Genomic DNA, 15,303 nt, shown 5'->3' on the forward strand with positions numbered 1-15,303 from the left:
GGATGGAGGTGCACGATGTCAGTCGGGCACGGTCCTTGCGCGCACCGAGCGGGCGCACCCCGACTGCCCTTCGACAAGCTCAGGGACCGAAGCGCGTCCGCTTGACCGCGCCTGGTCCTTGAGCTTGTCGAAGGGCTCACGAGGAACCCTTGGAGACGCTGCGGACGCGGAGTGTGTCCGGTGGACCGTTCGCGGTCACTGAGCTTGTCGAAGTGCTCACGAGGAATCCTTCGAGACGCTGCGGACGCGGAGTGTGTCCGGTGAACCGCTCCCGGTCACTGAGCTTGTCGAAGTGCTCACGCAGAACCGTTGGGGACGCTGCGGGACCGGCGTGTGTCCGGTGGACCGTTCGCGGTCACTGAGGTTGTCGAAGTGCGCACGAGGACCCTTCGAGACGCTGCGGACCCGGAGTGTGTCGGGTGGACCGTTCCCGGTCACTGAGCTTGTCGAAGTGCCCACGAGGAATCCTTCGAGACGCTGCGGACGCGGAGTGTGTCCGGTGGACCGTTCGCGGTCACTGAGCTTGTCGAAGTGCCCACGAAGAACCCTCCGACACGCTCGGGGACCGGAGGTGGTCAGAACGGTGCGGGATCGGGTTCCGTCCGATGATGTTTCCCGTCGGGTGTCGTCCAGTCGAGGACCCCACCGGCCCGTGTTCGAGGTTCCAGCCCGGGAGGTGCTTCATGCGGTGGTGATGTCGACACAAGCACGCGAGATTGCCGACGTCCGTTGTCCCTCCGTCTTCCCACGCGACCGAGTGATCGAGATCGCAGGCTCGCGCGCGCCTCCCGCAGCCCGGTGCGCGGCAGGTGCCGTCCCGCAGGCGCACCGCCCGCTGCAAATCGGCGGGAACGCGATACTGCTTCCGCCCGACGGAGAGCACGGCGCCGGTTTCCGGCTGGACGAGGATCCGGGTCAAGCTCGGCGCGTTGACCGCGAGCCGGGCGGCGGTCTCCGGGTCGATCGGACCGTACCCGTCGAGGGTGGCGGGTGCGTCGGAGACGCCGGCCATGCTCAGCGCCGGGACGGTAATCTGCACGGTCGGCTTGATGTGCTCCTGGACCTCGATCGGGTGTGGGAGCACCCGGTTCGACATCACGTCTTCCGGCGTCACTCCGGCGAGGGCTAGCGCTGCGAGGGCGTCGGCCTGCAGCTGTCCGCAGGTGCGAGCATCGCCGGCCTTGCGTGATTCGGCAGCCGCTGCCTCGACCCGTTCGACGATGCCCTGCGCGATGGGTGCGGTGGTGAACAGGTGTACCCACGCCATGCCGTCGGCGGCGGGCTCGAACTCCACCCGACGGTCGGCCTCCGAGCGGATTGTGCGAGCGGTGATCGACTCGGGGTGGAGTCGTTCGCGGAGGACACGGGCGCGCTTGCGGAGGTTCGCGTTGGTCGTTTCCTCCGCAACCGGCAACGCCGCCTCCAGGAACGCCGCCCGACCCGCGGCCGGCACGTCGCAGAGTTGATCGATGATCGTCTGCGCATGCCGGGCCGAGATGCGGCCAGCCTCAAGCGAGGCGAGCACGGCCGGGGCTTCATTCACGAGACGTTCCGCGTCGTTCGTCGCACGCTGAACCGTCTGCTCAGGCGTCCGCGTCGCCATCGCGAGCGCCGCACAAGTGGACCGGCGGGAGAGCGCCTGCCGTTCCGCGGGCGGGTACACGGCCGGGACCACGGAGTCGGCGAGGGCGTCGGCATACGCCGCGGACCGGGCCAAGAGTCGCGCCGCCCGAGCGGCCAGTACAGCCTGCTGCCGACAGATCTCCGCATACTCGTCCGAGAACTCCGCGAGCTGCGCGGCGTACTCGTCGCCAGCTCGAACTGCGGAAGTGGTGCTCTCGGTCATGGAACAAGTCCACCATGGACCACTGACATTCCAGATGCGGAGTATCCGCGTTGGTGGACGCATCTCCGTGCACCCTTCGACAAGCTCAGGGATCGGGGTGCTCGTGTGCCCTTCGACAAGCTCAGGGACCGGGGTGCTCGTGTGCCCTTCGACAAGCTCAGGGACCGGCGGAGGGTTGCTCAGGGACCGGAAGGGTGAGAGGTCCGCTGAGCTTGGGCGGGTCAGTAGTTCAGGCAGCGATCCGGATCCTCGATCTCCGGCGGATCACCCTGATAGAGGGTGAAGAAGTTCTCGGCCGGGCCGGACAGGGACCCGCGGGGGTGGACGCACAGGCGAGCGAGATCGTTGTCGCTCCGCACGCTGGAGGTGATCGATGACCGCTCGCAGGCGCCGTCGTCGGGCCGCAGGACGAGGTCCCGGTTGGTTCCCTCGTTGTCCACGACCCACGTTCCGGAGAAGTCGATGACGTCGTTCTCGCGTGGGTCGTCGTCTCCGCACTGCACCTCCGAGGGCCAGGCGGTGGCGTCGAAGGTTCCATCGTCAGCCAGCTCGAGCCAGGTGTCTCCGCTGCGCCACGTGCCGACCGCTTCGTCAGCAGACATCCCGTATCGCGTATCGGAGCACGAGACGAGCGAGGTGCTCAGCAGGGCGCCGAGGACGGAAGCCGCCAACCGGTGCGCTCCACGGACGGTCGCTCGCTGCGCGCGGCTGATCGTTCGGCGTGACGGTCCCGAGTCCACGCTGCGAGTCTGGTCACCGTGGACGGGCGTGGCAAATCGTGCTGGGCCTGGGCGGGCCGGGCAGCCGGCCGGGCAAAAAAAAGAACCCCCACCATGTAGAAGCTAGGTGGGGGTTCCGTGGCTCCGACGGGCGTCGATCCCGTGACCTCACGATTTTCAGTCGTGCGCTCTACCAACTGAGCTACAGAGCCGAGTACATCAGCTGCACGAACGGCGACGATGTCTCAAAAGCAGAAGCCCTCCCTTGCGAGAGGGCTTCCGACCTTTTGCGACCCTGACGGGACTTGAACCCGCGACCTCCGCCGTGACAGGGCGGCACGCTAACCAACTGCGCTACAGGGCCATACATGTTGAATTGGTGATGATAAGAACTGCGGTGATGCTGGTGTTGCTCAGTGCTTCTCGCAGTCGCGCAGACTCACTATACCTGAATCTGAGCGGCTGTTTTTCCAGTAGTCGGTGGTGACCCCAACGGGATTCGAACCCGTGCTGCCGCCGTGAAAGGGCGGTGTCCTAGGCCGCTAAACGATAGGGCCGCGAAGCCCTGAAGCTTCATGACTACCGAGCGACAAGCATACGGATGAAACCCCGGAATCCAAAATCGGGTTCCCACGACCCCGTTTCGCGGTCGACGCCGGATCTCGCGACAGGCGCCGAATGACCGCTGAGCCGCACATGGGCGGGGTTAGCCTCGGGCGTGGCACCATGCCCGCTCGGCTGTCGGGCGGGGTGTCCGAGGGCTGTCCCCACCCCTTCGGGAGTACCGTGGACAGTGGTACAGATGTGACCGATGTGACTGCAGCGAACCGAGATGGGCCGTACTTCATGAGCAAGAGACTTCCCGGTGCCTCGCGCCGAGGCCGGACGACGACCGCCGGGACGGTGTCCTCCGCCCGTTGGCGCGGACGCCTCGCCGCCGCGGTCGTGATGTCCCTCGCGATCGTCGGGTCCTTCGGCATCGCGGGACCCGCCTCGGCAGCCGACTACCCCTCGTGGGACGACGTCCAGGCGGCGAAGGGCAATGAGGCTGCGAAGGCCGCCGAGGTCACGAACATCAAGAACTTCATCGTCCAGTTGCAGGACGAACTGCAGGTGGCCCAGGACGAGGCCGAGAAGCGCGGAACCGAGTTCCAGGCGGCTGAAGAGGCGTTCTTCGAGGCTGACGCCCGTGCGACCGCGATCCAGGCCCAGGCCGACGCGAAGACCACCGAAGCCGACACGGCGACCAAGCAGGCCGGTCGGGTCGCCTCCCAGCTGTACCGCTCCGGCGGTGCAGACCTCAGCCTGAGCCTCTTCCTCGACGGGGAGAGCAAGGGCGCGACCGACCTGCTGTCGAAGCTCGGCAACATGAACCAGGTCGCCGAGCACAGCAACGGTGTCTACGAGCAGGCTGTCGCCGCACGGAACACCGCAGCCGCACTCGGTGAGCAGGCCGGCGTCGCCCGTGACGAACGCGAGTCGCTGCGGCAGGCCGCGCAGGTCGCCATGCAGGCCGCGCAGGAGGCGGCATCCGCTGCAGCGGCGAAGCTGGAGCAGAACCAGGAACTCATCGTCACGCTCAACGCCCAGTTGACGGCGTTGCAGGACACGACGGCGAAGACGGTCCAGGACTACGAGGCCGGCGTCGCCGCGGCGAAGGCGAAAGCCGCAGCGGAGGCGGCCGCCCGAGGGCAGAGCGCCGACGGCGGTCAGCTCAGCAGCCAGGGCTGGGCCATCCCGGCATCCGGCAGCATCTCCGGCACCTACGGGTATCGCGACCCGATCTCCACCGGCGGCGGCAGTTCAGGCAGCTTCCACCGGGGTACGGACATCGCGGGCGGGTGCGGGATCCCGATCTACGCGGCGACCTCCGGCACGGTGACCTACGCCGGGTGGTACGGCACCTACGGCAACTTCATCCTCATCGATCACGGCTCGGGTGTCTCGACCGGCTACGCGCACATCGTGGACGGCGGCATCCAGGTCGGTGTCGGCTACCAGGTCTCCGCCGGGCAGGTCATCGCCTACGTCGGCACGACCGGTGCCTCAACCGGCTGCCACCTGCACTTCGAGGTCCGCATCAACGGCAACGCGATCGACGCACAGCCGTTCATGGCCGACCGCGGCGCACCGCTCGGCTGATCGCGGCGCACCGCTCGGCTGATCGCGGCACTCCGCACGACGAAGCGGCCGGCACCCTCGGGTGTCGGCCGCTTCGTCATACGGGGTGAGGCTGGGCCTCAGGGGGTCAGTGACCCTCCGCCTTGAGCTTCTCGAAGCCCGCGAGGATGATCTTCTCGGCCGCGGCGGCGTCGCCCCAGCCGTCGATGCGAGCCCACTTGCCGGGCTCGGTGTCCTTGTAGTGGACGAAGAAGTGCTCGATCTCGTCGCGCGTCGCCTGCGGGATGTCGTTCAGGTCCTGGATGTGCGCCCAGCGCGGGTCCTTGTACTGCACGGCGATGACCTTGTCGTCCCCGCCACCGTCGTCGGTCATGTGCAGCACGCCGACCGGACGGACCTTGATGCCGACGCCCGGGAACGTCGGGAAGTCGAGGAGGACCAGCACGTCGACCGGGTCGCCGTCCTCGCCGAGGGTGTTCTCGAAGAAGCCGTAGTCGGTGGGGTAGACGAAGCTCGTGAACAGCACGCGGTCGAGGAAGACCCGACCGGTCTCGTGGTCGATCTCGTACTTGTTGCGGCTGCCCCGCGGGATCTCGATGACGGCGTCGTACTCGGCCATAAGCCTGCTCCTTGCGAGGTTGGATGTCGTGGAATCGGCACGGTCGCCGACGAGGACCAACCCTAACCGATGCGCCCAGGAGCCACCGGTGCCGGGGCGCGGCCGCCGTCGTGCAATAGCGTGGTGCGGGTGAACGACGTCCGACCTCCGCTCCACCCGTCCGTCGCCGTGTTACGGAAGGCGGTCCGCGACGCGATCGGTCGGTGGCCTGCGGCCGGATCCCGGGCTGAGGGCGAGGCGGACCTCCTCGTCGCCCTGAGTGGTGGGGCGGACTCACTCGCGCTCGCCGCTGCGACCGCGTTCGAGGCGCCGAAGCTCGGGTTGCGGGCCGGTGCCGTCGTCGTCGACCACGGCCTGCAGGAGGACTCCGCGACCGTCGCCGCACGAGCCGCGGACCAGGCGAGGCAGCTGGGTCTCGACCCGGTGCGCGTCCGGAGGGTCGAGGTCGGTTCCGACGGCGGCCCGGAGGCGGCGGCCCGCGACGCCCGGTACGCGGCGCTCGAGGGCGCACGCGTCGAGGCCGGGGCGTCGGCCGTCTTGCTCGCACACACGCTCGACGACCAGGCCGAGACGGTACTCCTCGGGCTCGCCCGCGGATCCGGCGCCGGCAGCCTGCAGGGGATGTCGCCGGTCAGTGGCACCCTCGTCCGCCCCCTCCTCGGCGTCCGCCGTGCGCAGACCCGAGAGGCGTGTGCGGCGCTGGACCTGAGCCCCTGGAACGATCCGCACAACACGGACGCCGCCTACACGCGCGTCCGGGTGCGCGAGCGGGTGCTCCCCGTGCTCGAGAGCGAACTCGGACCGGGCATCGCGGAGGCGCTCGCCCGCACGGCGGATGCCATGCGGGAGGACGCCGAGGCCTTCGAAGAGATGATCGAGGAGACCATCGAAGAGATCGTCGAGCATGCCGAGGCCGGGATCTCCGTCAGTACGGCGGCGCTCGCCGCGAACCCCGCCGCGCTCCGGCAGCGCGTCATCCGGTACATCGTGCAGAGCGAGTTCGGGGTCGCCCTCTCACGGACCCAGACGATCGAGGTCGCGCGGCTCGTGACCGACTGGACAGGGCAGGGCCCGATCGATCTGCCCGGCTGTCGGGCCATGCGCCGCGACGGCCGCATCGTGTTCTCCGCGAGCTGAAGGCGGCCCCGCGAGGAGGTGGCGCGCACCGGCGTCCAAGTCATCTCGCATACACTCGACGCATGGAGCAGAGCGACATTTCGGACGACCTCACGACCATCCTCGTCACCGAGCAGGAGATCCGCGACAAGCTCGCCGAACTCGCCCGCCGGATCGAGGTCGACTACGCCGGGAAGGACGTCCTGCTCGTGGGCGTCCTGAAGGGCGCGGTCATGGTCATGGCCGACCTGGCGCGCGAACTCCGCATCCCGCTGTCCATGGACTGGATGGCCGTCAGCTCCTACGGCGCCGGCACGAAGTCGAGCGGTGTCGTGCAGATCCGCAAGGACCTCGACGCCGACCTCACGAACCGTCACGTCCTGATCGTCGAGGACATCATCGACTCCGGACTCACCCTCTCCTGGCTGCTCGAGAACTTCGCCTCGCGCGGCGCAGCCTCGATCGAGGTCTGCGCGCTCCTCCGCAAGCCGGAGGCCGCGAAGGTCCACGTCGAGTGCAAGTACGTCGGTTTCGACATCCCGAACGACTTCGTCGTCGGATACGGTCTCGACTTCGACGAGAAGTACCGCAACCTCCGCGACGTCGGCGTGCTCGCACCCCACGTCTACGCCTGAGGCGAGCGACGAACCTCGCCTGGATCACTCGTTAAGCCCATGGCAAACATGGGGGAGGCATCCAGCAGCGAGGGGGTAGCCTGATTTCCGACGCGGCTCCGCCCGTCGACCCCTCCTGCAGAAAGGGAACGGGCCAGTCCCGGCCTCTCAACTATGAACGTCAAGCGCCTCTTCAAGGGTCCCATCCCGTACCTCATCATCGCTGCTCTGGTCTTCTGGATCGGCATCAGCCTGATGAGCATGAACGGCTTCCGTGAGGTCTCCACCCAGGAAGGCCTGGCCTTCCTCGAGAAGGGGCAGGTCAAGGAGGCCGTCATCACGGACGGCGACCAGCGCGTCGACCTCACGCTGACGAAGGCGGACGACGAGTTCGGCAAGCAGGTGCAGTTCTACTACGTCGGCGCTCGTGCTGCCGACGTGGTCGAGGCCGTCGACGCCGCGGACCCCTCCGGTGGGTACAACGACAAGGTCCCGCAGCCGAGCTGGCTGCTGTCGATGCTCGGTCTCCTGCTGCCGCTGCTCCTCATCGGTGTGTTCTTCTGGCTCATGCTGTCCGGCATGCAGGGCGGCGGCAACAAGGTCATGCAGTTCGGCAAGTCGAAGGCGAAGCTCGTCTCCAAGGAGTCGCCGAAGGTCACCTTCGACGACGTCGCCGGGGCTGACGAGGCCATCGAGGAGCTCGAGGAGATCAAGGACTTCCTCAAGGAGCCCGCGAAGTTCCAGGCTGTCGGTGCTCGAATCCCGAAGGGTGTGCTGCTCTATGGCCCTCCCGGAACCGGCAAGACCCTGCTCGCCCGCGCCGTCGCCGGTGAGGCAGGCGTCCCGTTCTACTCGATCTCCGGTTCCGACTTCGTCGAGATGTTCGTCGGTGTCGGCGCGAGCCGCGTCCGGGACCTCTTCCAGCAGGCCAAGGAGAACTCGCCGGCGATCATCTTCGTCGACGAGATCGACGCCGTCGGTCGTCACCGTGGTGCCGGCATGGGCGGCGGTCACGACGAGCGCGAGCAGACCCTCAACCAGCTCCTGGTGGAGATGGACGGCTTCGACGTCAAGACCAACGTGATCCTCATCGCCGCGACGAACCGTCCCGACATCCTCGACCCCGCGCTTCTGCGTCCCGGTCGCTTCGACCGCCAGATCGGCGTCGACGCCCCGGACCTCGCCGGCCGCAAGCGGATCCTCGAAGTGCACGGCAAGGGCAAGCCCCTGGCCGCGAGCGTCGACCTCGAGGTCGTCGCCCGCAAGTCGCCCGGCTTCACCGGTGCCGACCTCGCCAACGTCCTCAACGAGGCGGCGCTGCTGACCGCGCGTTCGAACGCGCAGCTCATCGACAACCGTGCACTCGACGAGGCCATCGACCGCGTCATCGCCGGGCCGCAGCGACGCACCCGCGTCATGCGTGAGCAGGAGAAGCTCATCACGGCGTACCACGAGGGTGGTCACGCCCTCGCGGCAGCGGCGATGAACAACACCGACCCCGTCACGAAGGTCACGATCCTGCCCCGTGGCCGCGCCCTCGGCTACACGATGGTGCTCCCGCTCGAGGACAAGTACTCCGTCACGCGCAACGAGCTGCTCGACCAGCTCGCCTACGCGATGGGCGGCCGCGTCGCCGAGGAGCTCGTCTTCCACGACCCGACCACCGGCGCCTCGAACGACATCGAGAAGGCCACCGGCATCGCCCGCAAGATGGTCACCGAGTACGGCATGACGACCGATGTCGGCGCCGTCAAGCTCGGCCAGTCCTCCGGTGAGATGTTCCTCGGTCGCGACATGGGCCACCAGCGCGACTACTCCGAGGAGATCGCGCAGCGCGTCGACGCCCAGGTCCGTGAGCTCATCGAGGCCGCGCACGACGAGGCTTGGCAGGTCATCACCACCAACCGCGCCGTCCTCGACCGCCTGGCCGCCGAGCTGATGGAGAAGGAGACCCTCGACCACCTGCAGCTGGCCGAGATCTTCAAGGACGTCAAGAAGCTCCCGCCGCGTCCGGTCTGGCTGTCCAGCAAGAAGCGCCCGGTCGGCTCCGGTTCCGCCGTCGGTTCGACGACGTTCACCGCGCCCATCGACTCGGGGGCGGCAGACGGCGGCGTGAGCTCCGAGCCGGAGGTGCCCGTGAAGCCGAAGCGCACCCGCGCCACGAAGCCGCGACCGGCGACCGCCTAGCTCGCATGACACCCGGCGAGCACCCCGCGAACGCCGCGGTCGGAGCCGCGCAGGCCGAGTCTGATCCAGGCTCGGCCTCGCGGCCGTCCGTGGACCGCGCGCGGATCGCCGCGGCCGTCCTGGAGATCCTCGACGCGATCGGCGAGGATCCGGCCCGCGACGGCCTGGCCGACACCCCGACGCGCGTCGCCGACGCGTATGCGGAGTTCTTCAGCGGCATCGGCCAGGACGCCGGCGAGCACCTGGCTCGCACCATCCCCATCGAGGAGGGTGCGACGAGCGACGCCGTGCTCGTCCGCGACATCGCCTTCCGTTCCGTGTGCGAGCACCATCTGCTGCCGTTCCTCGGCACGGCGCACATCGCCTACCTCCCCGACGAACGCGTCATCGGGCTGGGCGCACTGCCGAAGGTGGTCGACACGATCGCGTCCCGCCCGCAGGTGCAGGAGCGCCTGAGCGAGCAGATCGCGGACGTCCTCGAGGAGCGACTCGCCCCACGCGGCGTCCTCGTCGTGCTCGAGGCGGCGCATGGCTGCGTGTCCATGCGCGGCTCGCGTCAGCTGACGAGCACCACCGTCACGATCGCCAGCCGCGGCGCCCTCGCGGATCCTGCCGCGCGGGCCGAACTCATGCAGCTGATCGGCACCGCCGCCGAACAGGCCCGGTGATCCGGTGACGAGCGACGACGGGCACGCCGTCCCCGCAGACAGCCGGCACACGACCACGAACCCTGAGATCATGGGCGTCGTCAACGTCACGCCCGACTCCTTCAGCGACGGCGGCCGCTACTTCGACGTCGACGACGCCGTCGCGCACGGCCTCGAGCTCGTCGCGGCCGGTGCCACCGTCATCGACGTCGGTGGCGAGTCCACGCGGCCGGGCGCCGCGCGGGTCGACACCCGCGAGGAACAGCACCGGGTCGCACCCGTCGTGTCGGCGCTGGCGTCGGCCGGGGTGCGGGTGAGCATCGACACCATGAGCGCCGAGACCGCTCGGGCGGCGGCCGACGCCGGCGCGTCGATCATCAACGACGTTTCGGGCGGGCTCGCGGACGACCGGATGCCGGCGTTCATGGCCGCGTCCGGCCTCGACTGCGTCATCAGCCACTGGCGCGGGCACTCGGTGGACATGGCGAGCCGAGCCTCGTACACGGACGCGGCGTTCGACGTCGCGCGCGAACTCGACGACCGCGTGTCGACCCTGCTCGGTCAGGGCGTCGATCCACAGCGGATCGTCGTCGATCCCGGGCTCGGCTTCTCGAAGCACACCGAGCACAACTGGCGTATCCTCTCGCGCCTCGATCTGCTGCTCGAGCTCGGCTATCCGGTGCTCGTCGGCGCCTCGCGCAAGCGGTTCCTCGGTGCGCTCCTGCCGGATGGCGCCCCGATGACCGATCGTGACCTCCCAAGTGCCGTGGTGAGCGTCCTGGCGGTCCAAGCCGGTGCCTGGGGCGTCCGCGTGCACGACGTCGCCGCCACGAGACTCGCCCTCGACACCCTCGACGCATGGCAAGGTGGAGCAGATGACTGATTCGATCACCCTCACCGGCCTGCGGGCCTTCGCCCATCACGGCGTCTTCGACTTCGAGCGCGAGGCGGGGCAGGAGTTCGTCATCGACGTGACGGTCACCCTCGACCTCCGTCCGGCGGCCGGCGGCGACGAGCTCGGCGCGACCATGCACTACGGGGAGCTGGCGGAAGCCGTCGTCGCCGCCGTGGAACGCGACCCGGTGGACCTCATCGAGACGGTCGCGGAGCGCATCGCCGCCGTCGTGCTGTCGAATCCGCGCGCGGAGGCCGTGCGGGTCACCCTGCACAAACCGAGCGCCCCGATCACGGTGCCGTTCGCGGACGTGGCCGTGACGATCGAGCGCACCGCCGCCGACCGCGCAGAGACCGGGCAGGCCGACTGATGGTGTCGCGCACCCCAATCCACGACCCGGCACGACGCCCGGGGCCCCCGAAGCCACGCGCAGTGCAGGCCGTCGTCGCCCTCGGGGCGAACCTCGGGAATCGCCGCGCGACGATCGCTCAGGCGTGCGAAGACCTCGCCGCCGTCGACGGCGTGCTCGAGGTCCGGCCCTCGCCGCTCGTCTCGAGCGCTGCCGTCAAGCCGTCGGGTGTCGACGAGTCGGCACCCGCGTACCTGAACGGTGTCGCCATCGTCCGGACCCGGCTCCGGCCGCTCGAGCTCCTCGACGAACTCCAGCGGATCGAGCTGGCCCACGGCCGCGTCCGTGAGGAGCGCTGGGGCGACCGGACGCTCGACCTCGACCTCCTCGCCTACGACGACGAGACGATCGACGACGACCGCCTCACGGTCCCGCACCCGCGTGCCGCCGAGCGCGGCTTCGTCGTCGTACCGTGGCTGTTGCTCGACCCCGATGCGACGTTGCCCGGTGTCGGTCGCCTCGACACCCTGGCCGCCGCCAAGGACGGATCCGTGGTCCCTGACGACGGAGCACAGCCGTGAGACGCACCACCGCGACACCGCTCATCGTCCTCGCCGGGGTCGGCGTCGTCTTCGGGTTCCTCATCGAGGTGGCGTCGGTGTCCGCCGGGCGTGCCTCGATCATCCCGCCCGTCACCCTCACGATCTCACTCGTCGCCGTCGCCATCATCCTCATCGCCCTGTCCTGGCCGATCCGGCGCAGCACGACCGGGCACGCGACCCGACGGATCGACCCGTTCCGGGCGATGCGCGTTGCCGCCCTCGCGAAGGCGTCGAGCCACGCGGGTGCCCTCGTGGCCGGTGCCACCGTCGGTATCCTGCTCTTCCTCCTGACCCGCCCGATCCTGCCCGCGCTAGGCTCGTTGTGGCTGGTGATCGCGTCCATCGTGGGATCCGTCGCGCTCGTCGTCGCCGCTCTGGTGGCCGAGTGGTTCTGCACCGTTCCGAAGGATGATGATGACGACGCCGCACCCGGGGGAGCCCCGTCCCACACCTGAACCGCTCATCGAGCGGCCGCTGATCGACACGCCGCTCGAGGAGACGCCGGCCCCGGAGGTCGCGCACACTGACTCCTCCGCCCCCGTCGGGCACCGGCTGGACCTCCCTGACGTCGAATGGCGGCGGGTGAGCCGCAAACTCATCGCCATCGAGTTCATCTCGGAGGGTGCCGGGCTCCTCATCATCACCGCGGCGGTCGTGTTCGTCGCGCTCGTCTGGGACTGGACGTGGATCTGGTGGCCGTTCGCCGCCTTCGCGGTCATCTCGCTGATCACCGCGGCGTTCATCCCCCGTCGGATCCGGGCCATCGGCTACCAGCTCCGCGCTGACGACCTCCTGTTCCGCCGGGGGATCATGTGGCAGCGCTTCGTCGCCGTCCCGTACGGCCGCATGCAGCTCGTCGACATCAACCGCGGGCCGCTCTCTCGTGCGTTCGGCCTGGCCGACCTCAAGTTCGTGACAGCCTCCGCCTCCACCGGCGTGGTGATCAACGGGCTGCCCGAGGCCGAGGCGGAGGGACTGCGCGATCACCTGGTCGCCGTGGCGGAGAGCCGGCGGACCGGCCTGTGAGCGAGCAGCAGCCACAGGGACCGCCACCCCGGTTCGAGGTGCCCGCGGCCGGGCCACGCGTCAAACCGACCGCTGAGGCGATCGTGCCGCGCGTCGCCGGGCAGAGCCTGGTCGACGGACAGTGGCACCGCCTGCACCCGGCGACACCTCTGCTCCGCGGCGGCATCGCGTTCGTCGCCATCCTCGGCATCGTCATCGCCAACCTGCGCGAGCGCCTCATCGAGTTCTTCATCCCGGCGCCGGGCATGGAGCAGCCGACCGACCCGATCGACTACATCCTGAACCACGGGTTCGTCGGCTGGGTGCTCCTCGCGATCGCCGTCGGGCTCATCGTGATCATCGCCGTGTTCTGGTTCTCGTGGCGCATGCACACCTTCCGCGTGACGGACGAGGCGGTCGAGGTCCGCAGCGGCATCCTCTTCCGCACGAACCGCAAGGCCAAGCTCGACCGTATTCAGGGCGTCTCCATCGAGAAGCCGCTGCTGGCCCGGCTCATCGGCGCCTCCCGCATCAACGTGAGCGTCGCCGGGCAGGACGCGAACGTCAAGCTCGAGTACCTCTACACGGCAGACGCCGACGGCCTGCGCCGCGACGTGCTCACCCTCGCGAGCGGCGTGAAGCTCGCCGAGCGACAGCAGCGACCGGCAGCGGGCCCGGTCGATCCGAACCTGCCGGAGGGCGAGGCCGTCACGACGGACGGTGGTGGCGTCTCACGGTTCGTCACCGAGCGGGTGGACGACTTCATCTCGCCGGAACTGGACCCCCAGGAGGCGGTGCCGGATTCGGTCGTACGGCTGACCCTCTGGCGCCTCGTCGGCTCGACCGTGGTGAGTCCCTTCACCGTCATCGTCCTGATCTCGGTCGTCGTCGGGGTCGTCCTGCTCGTGAACGGTCTCGACTGGGCCTGGTTCTGGCTGGTGCCGATGGTGTTGAGCCTCGGCGCCTACATCTGGTCGAGCGTGACGAAGTCGCTCCGCTACAGCATCGCCGCGACCCCCTCGGGCGTGCGCGTCGGGTTCGGACTGTTCTCGACGACGAACGACACCATCCCCCCGGGTCGCATCCACGCGATCGAGGTGTCGCAGCCGATCATCTGGCGTCCCTTCGGCTGGTGGAAGGTCCGGATCAACAAGGCCGGTCTCTCGCTCGAGCAGGCCGCCCGCGGTGCGAGCAACAACACGGTGCTGCCGGTCGGGTCGCTCGTCGACGCCGCCCAGGTCGTGGAGCTGATGCTCGCGGGTCGTATCGACGGCAGCGCCTGGGCGCCACTGCAGTCCGCCCTCTCGACGCGTGACGGCGTCGGGTTCGTCGGGTCGCCCCGACGCTCGATGTGGATCAACTGGTTCTCATGGCGGCGCACCGGCTATGCACTGCGGGACGGGATGCTGCTCTTCCGGCAGGGGGTCGTCTGGCGGAAGCTCCACATCCTGCCGCTCGCCCGGCTGCAGAGCATTCGGATCAACCAGGGGCCGCTTCTGCGGGCACTCGACCTGGCCTCCGCGACCGCGCACACGGTGCCCGGTCCGGTGGTCGCGAAGCTCCCGGCCATGGCGCGGGACGAGGCGGTTCGCATGTTCGAGGCGGCCTCCGAGGCGATCGTGGTCGCGCAGGCGACCGACCGGAGTCACCGGTGGGCGAGCTTCGACCCCGAACACCGGCCCGGCGACGAGCCGGTGACGGCCCCGTACCTTCAGGAACCGTCGGCACAGCCGGAGGGCGTGGCGATGCCGGAGGCCGCGGGACCGCGCGAGCCCTTCGCCGGGCCAGCGGCGGCCGAGGGCGATGGGACGATGCGGTGAGCGCCGACCGACGGAATGCCCGCCTCGGTGTCGGGATCATCGGCAGCGGTCGGGTCGGCCCGGTCATCGGGGCAGCCCTCGGTGGCGCCGGACACGCGATCGTCGGCATCACCGCGGTGTCCGAGGAGAGTCTCGACCGCGCGAACGCCCTGTTGCCGGACGTCCCCGTGCTCGATCCGACCGAGGTCGTCGAGCGGAGCGAACTCGTCGTGATCGCCGTGCCGGACGAGCAACTCGCGTCGCTGGTCGAGGGGCTCGCGGCGGTGGGTGCGTGGCAGCCGGGTCAGCTCGTGGCGCACACCTCCGCCCGCTTCGGCACCGCGGTCCTCGCTCCGGCCGCGCGCGCGGGCGCCATCCCGTTGGCGTTGCACCCGGCGATGGTGTTCACGGGGACGAGCCTCGACCTCGCCCGCCTGCACGAGACGTCCTTCGCGGTCACTGCTCCGGCACCCGTCCAACCGATCGGCCAGGCGCTGGTCGTGGAGATGGGCGCGGAACCGGTGATCATCGCCGAGGCCGATCGTGAGGCGTACGCCGAGGCGGTCGAGACGGCTGCGAGCTTCTCTCGGGCCGTCGTGCAGCAGGCGACGGGACTCCTCCAGGAGATCGGGATCGAGAACGCCGGCGGCTTCCTCTCCTCGCTCGTCCGGTCATCGGTGGACGAGGCCCTGCGCGGCGCCACGACGCCCGACGTCGACGAGTTGCTCTAGCTGCGCGGCCGCTCACACGCCCGGGGAGGGCGAGCGAGCGGCCGTGGTCGCGC

At 69.3% G+C, this 15,303-nt stretch carries 15 protein-coding genes and 3 tRNA genes; 12 read left to right on the forward strand and 6 right to left on the reverse strand.

The window, feature by feature from the left end:
• Positions 1–514: 514 nt before the first annotated feature.
• The 5 genes from ITJ57_RS05435 to ITJ57_RS05455 form a co-directional block, all read right to left on the reverse strand.
• Positions 515–1,846, reverse strand: coding sequence for an HNH endonuclease signature motif containing protein (locus ITJ57_RS05435; RefSeq protein WP_194669199.1), 1,332 nt, complete (start codon positions 1,844–1,846; stop codon positions 515–517).
• Positions 1,847–2,067: 221 nt separating this feature from the next.
• A complete protein-coding gene (locus ITJ57_RS05440) occupies positions 2,068–2,448 on the reverse strand; it encodes a hypothetical protein (protein WP_194669200.1) in 381 nt (126 codons plus the stop codon).
• Positions 2,449–2,704: 256 nt separating this feature from the next.
• A tRNA-Phe gene (locus tag ITJ57_RS05445) sits at positions 2,705–2,777 on the reverse strand.
• A 78-nt stretch (positions 2,778–2,855) separates the two neighbouring features.
• Positions 2,856–2,929: transfer RNA gene (locus ITJ57_RS05450), tRNA-Asp, on the reverse strand.
• A 117-nt stretch (positions 2,930–3,046) separates the two neighbouring features.
• Positions 3,047–3,122, reverse strand: a tRNA-Glu gene (locus ITJ57_RS05455).
• A gap of 289 nt (positions 3,123–3,411) precedes the next feature.
• On the opposite strand from ITJ57_RS05455, the gene ITJ57_RS05460 reads away from it, so the two are divergent.
• A complete protein-coding gene (locus tag ITJ57_RS05460) occupies positions 3,412–4,707 on the forward strand; it encodes a M23 family metallopeptidase (protein ID WP_228506510.1) in 1,296 nt (431 codons plus the stop codon).
• A 106-nt stretch (positions 4,708–4,813) separates the two neighbouring features.
• Here ITJ57_RS05460 and ITJ57_RS05465 read toward each other — a convergent pair whose 3' ends face one another.
• Positions 4,814–5,305 carry an inorganic diphosphatase gene (locus ITJ57_RS05465; RefSeq protein ID WP_056008441.1) on the reverse strand — a complete coding sequence of 164 codons (492 nt, stop codon included), beginning with the start codon at positions 5,303–5,305 and terminating at the stop codon, positions 4,814–4,816.
• Between the two features lie 129 nt (positions 5,306–5,434).
• On the opposite strand from ITJ57_RS05465, the gene tilS reads away from it, so the two are divergent.
• The 11 genes from tilS (at position 5,435) to ITJ57_RS05520 (ending at position 15,250) form a co-directional block, all read left to right on the forward strand.
• Entirely contained in the window at positions 5,435–6,442 is a 1,008-nt protein-coding gene (tilS, locus tag ITJ57_RS05470; protein WP_370582208.1) for a tRNA lysidine(34) synthetase TilS, read from the forward strand.
• Positions 6,443–6,504: 62 nt separating this feature from the next.
• Positions 6,505–7,056 carry a hypoxanthine phosphoribosyltransferase gene (gene hpt, locus ITJ57_RS05475; RefSeq protein ID WP_056008438.1) on the forward strand — a complete coding sequence of 184 codons (552 nt, stop codon included), beginning with the start codon at positions 6,505–6,507 and terminating at the stop codon, positions 7,054–7,056.
• Positions 7,057–7,209: 153 nt separating this feature from the next.
• Complete coding sequence (ftsH, locus tag ITJ57_RS05480; protein ID WP_194669202.1) at positions 7,210–9,222, forward strand: ATP-dependent zinc metalloprotease FtsH; 2,013 nt, start codon at positions 7,210–7,212, stop codon at positions 9,220–9,222.
• Positions 9,223–9,227: 5 nt separating this feature from the next.
• Positions 9,228–9,890 (forward strand): GTP cyclohydrolase I FolE, encoded by a 663-nt coding sequence (folE, locus tag ITJ57_RS05485; protein ID WP_194669203.1) that lies wholly within the window; start codon positions 9,228–9,230, stop codon positions 9,888–9,890.
• Between the two features lie 70 nt (positions 9,891–9,960).
• Positions 9,961–10,752: a dihydropteroate synthase gene (folP, locus tag ITJ57_RS05490; RefSeq protein ID WP_194670313.1), complete on the forward strand. Its 792-nt coding sequence runs from the start codon at positions 9,961–9,963 to the stop codon at positions 10,750–10,752.
• Positions 10,745–11,134: a dihydroneopterin aldolase gene (folB, locus tag ITJ57_RS05495; RefSeq protein WP_194669204.1), complete on the forward strand. Its 390-nt coding sequence runs from the start codon at positions 10,745–10,747 to the stop codon at positions 11,132–11,134. Before folP ends, folB begins: the two co-directional genes overlap by 8 nt.
• 62 nt (positions 11,135–11,196) lie before the next feature.
• A complete protein-coding gene (folK, locus tag ITJ57_RS05500; RefSeq protein WP_370582210.1) occupies positions 11,197–11,694 on the forward strand; it encodes a 2-amino-4-hydroxy-6-hydroxymethyldihydropteridine diphosphokinase in 498 nt (165 codons plus the stop codon).
• The gene (locus tag ITJ57_RS05505) at positions 11,691–12,170 is read left to right on the forward strand and encodes a DUF3180 domain-containing protein (RefSeq protein WP_194669206.1); all 480 of its coding nucleotides are present in this window, start codon (positions 11,691–11,693) and stop codon (positions 12,168–12,170) included. The genes folK and ITJ57_RS05505 overlap by 4 nt, the downstream gene beginning before the upstream one ends.
• Complete coding sequence (locus ITJ57_RS05510; protein ID WP_194669207.1) at positions 12,130–12,741, forward strand: PH domain-containing protein; 612 nt, start codon at positions 12,130–12,132, stop codon at positions 12,739–12,741. Before ITJ57_RS05505 ends, ITJ57_RS05510 begins: the two co-directional genes overlap by 41 nt.
• Positions 12,738–14,540, forward strand: coding sequence for a PH domain-containing protein (locus tag ITJ57_RS05515; protein WP_194669208.1), 1,803 nt, complete (start codon positions 12,738–12,740; stop codon positions 14,538–14,540). Before ITJ57_RS05510 ends, ITJ57_RS05515 begins: the two co-directional genes overlap by 4 nt.
• Positions 14,537–15,250: a Rossmann-like and DUF2520 domain-containing protein gene (locus ITJ57_RS05520; RefSeq protein WP_056008421.1), complete on the forward strand. Its 714-nt coding sequence runs from the start codon at positions 14,537–14,539 to the stop codon at positions 15,248–15,250. The genes ITJ57_RS05515 and ITJ57_RS05520 overlap by 4 nt, the downstream gene beginning before the upstream one ends.
• Positions 15,251–15,303 lie beyond the last annotated feature (53 nt).

Origin of the sequence: Plantibacter sp. VKM Ac-2880 (assembly GCF_015351235.1) — a bacterium.
Taxonomy (GTDB): Bacteria; Actinomycetota; Actinomycetes; order Actinomycetales; family Microbacteriaceae; genus Plantibacter.

Excerpts from the sequence above, each read along its gene's own strand:
- ITJ57_RS05435 (WP_194669199.1), bottom strand. The coding sequence starts at position 1,846 with ATGACCGAGAGCACCACTTCCGCAGTTCGAGCTGGCGACGAGTACGCC.
- ITJ57_RS05460 (WP_228506510.1), top strand. The coding sequence starts at position 3,412 with ATGAGCAAGAGACTTCCCGGTGCCTCGCGCCGAGGCCGGACGACGACC.
- hpt (WP_056008438.1), top strand. The coding sequence starts at position 6,505 with ATGGAGCAGAGCGACATTTCGGACGACCTCACGACCATCCTCGTCACC.
- ITJ57_RS05440 (WP_194669200.1), bottom strand. The coding sequence starts at position 2,448 with ATGTCTGCTGACGAAGCGGTCGGCACGTGGCGCAGCGGAGACACCTGG.
- folE (WP_194669203.1), top strand. The coding sequence starts at position 9,228 with ATGACACCCGGCGAGCACCCCGCGAACGCCGCGGTCGGAGCCGCGCAG.
- folB (WP_194669204.1), top strand. The coding sequence starts at position 10,745 with ATGACTGATTCGATCACCCTCACCGGCCTGCGGGCCTTCGCCCATCAC.
- ITJ57_RS05510 (WP_194669207.1), top strand. The coding sequence starts at position 12,130 with ATGACGACGCCGCACCCGGGGGAGCCCCGTCCCACACCTGAACCGCTC.
- ftsH (WP_194669202.1), top strand. The coding sequence starts at position 7,210 with ATGAACGTCAAGCGCCTCTTCAAGGGTCCCATCCCGTACCTCATCATC.
- ITJ57_RS05465 (WP_056008441.1), bottom strand. The coding sequence starts at position 5,305 with ATGGCCGAGTACGACGCCGTCATCGAGATCCCGCGGGGCAGCCGCAAC.
- folP (WP_194670313.1), top strand. The coding sequence starts at position 9,961 with ATGGGCGTCGTCAACGTCACGCCCGACTCCTTCAGCGACGGCGGCCGC.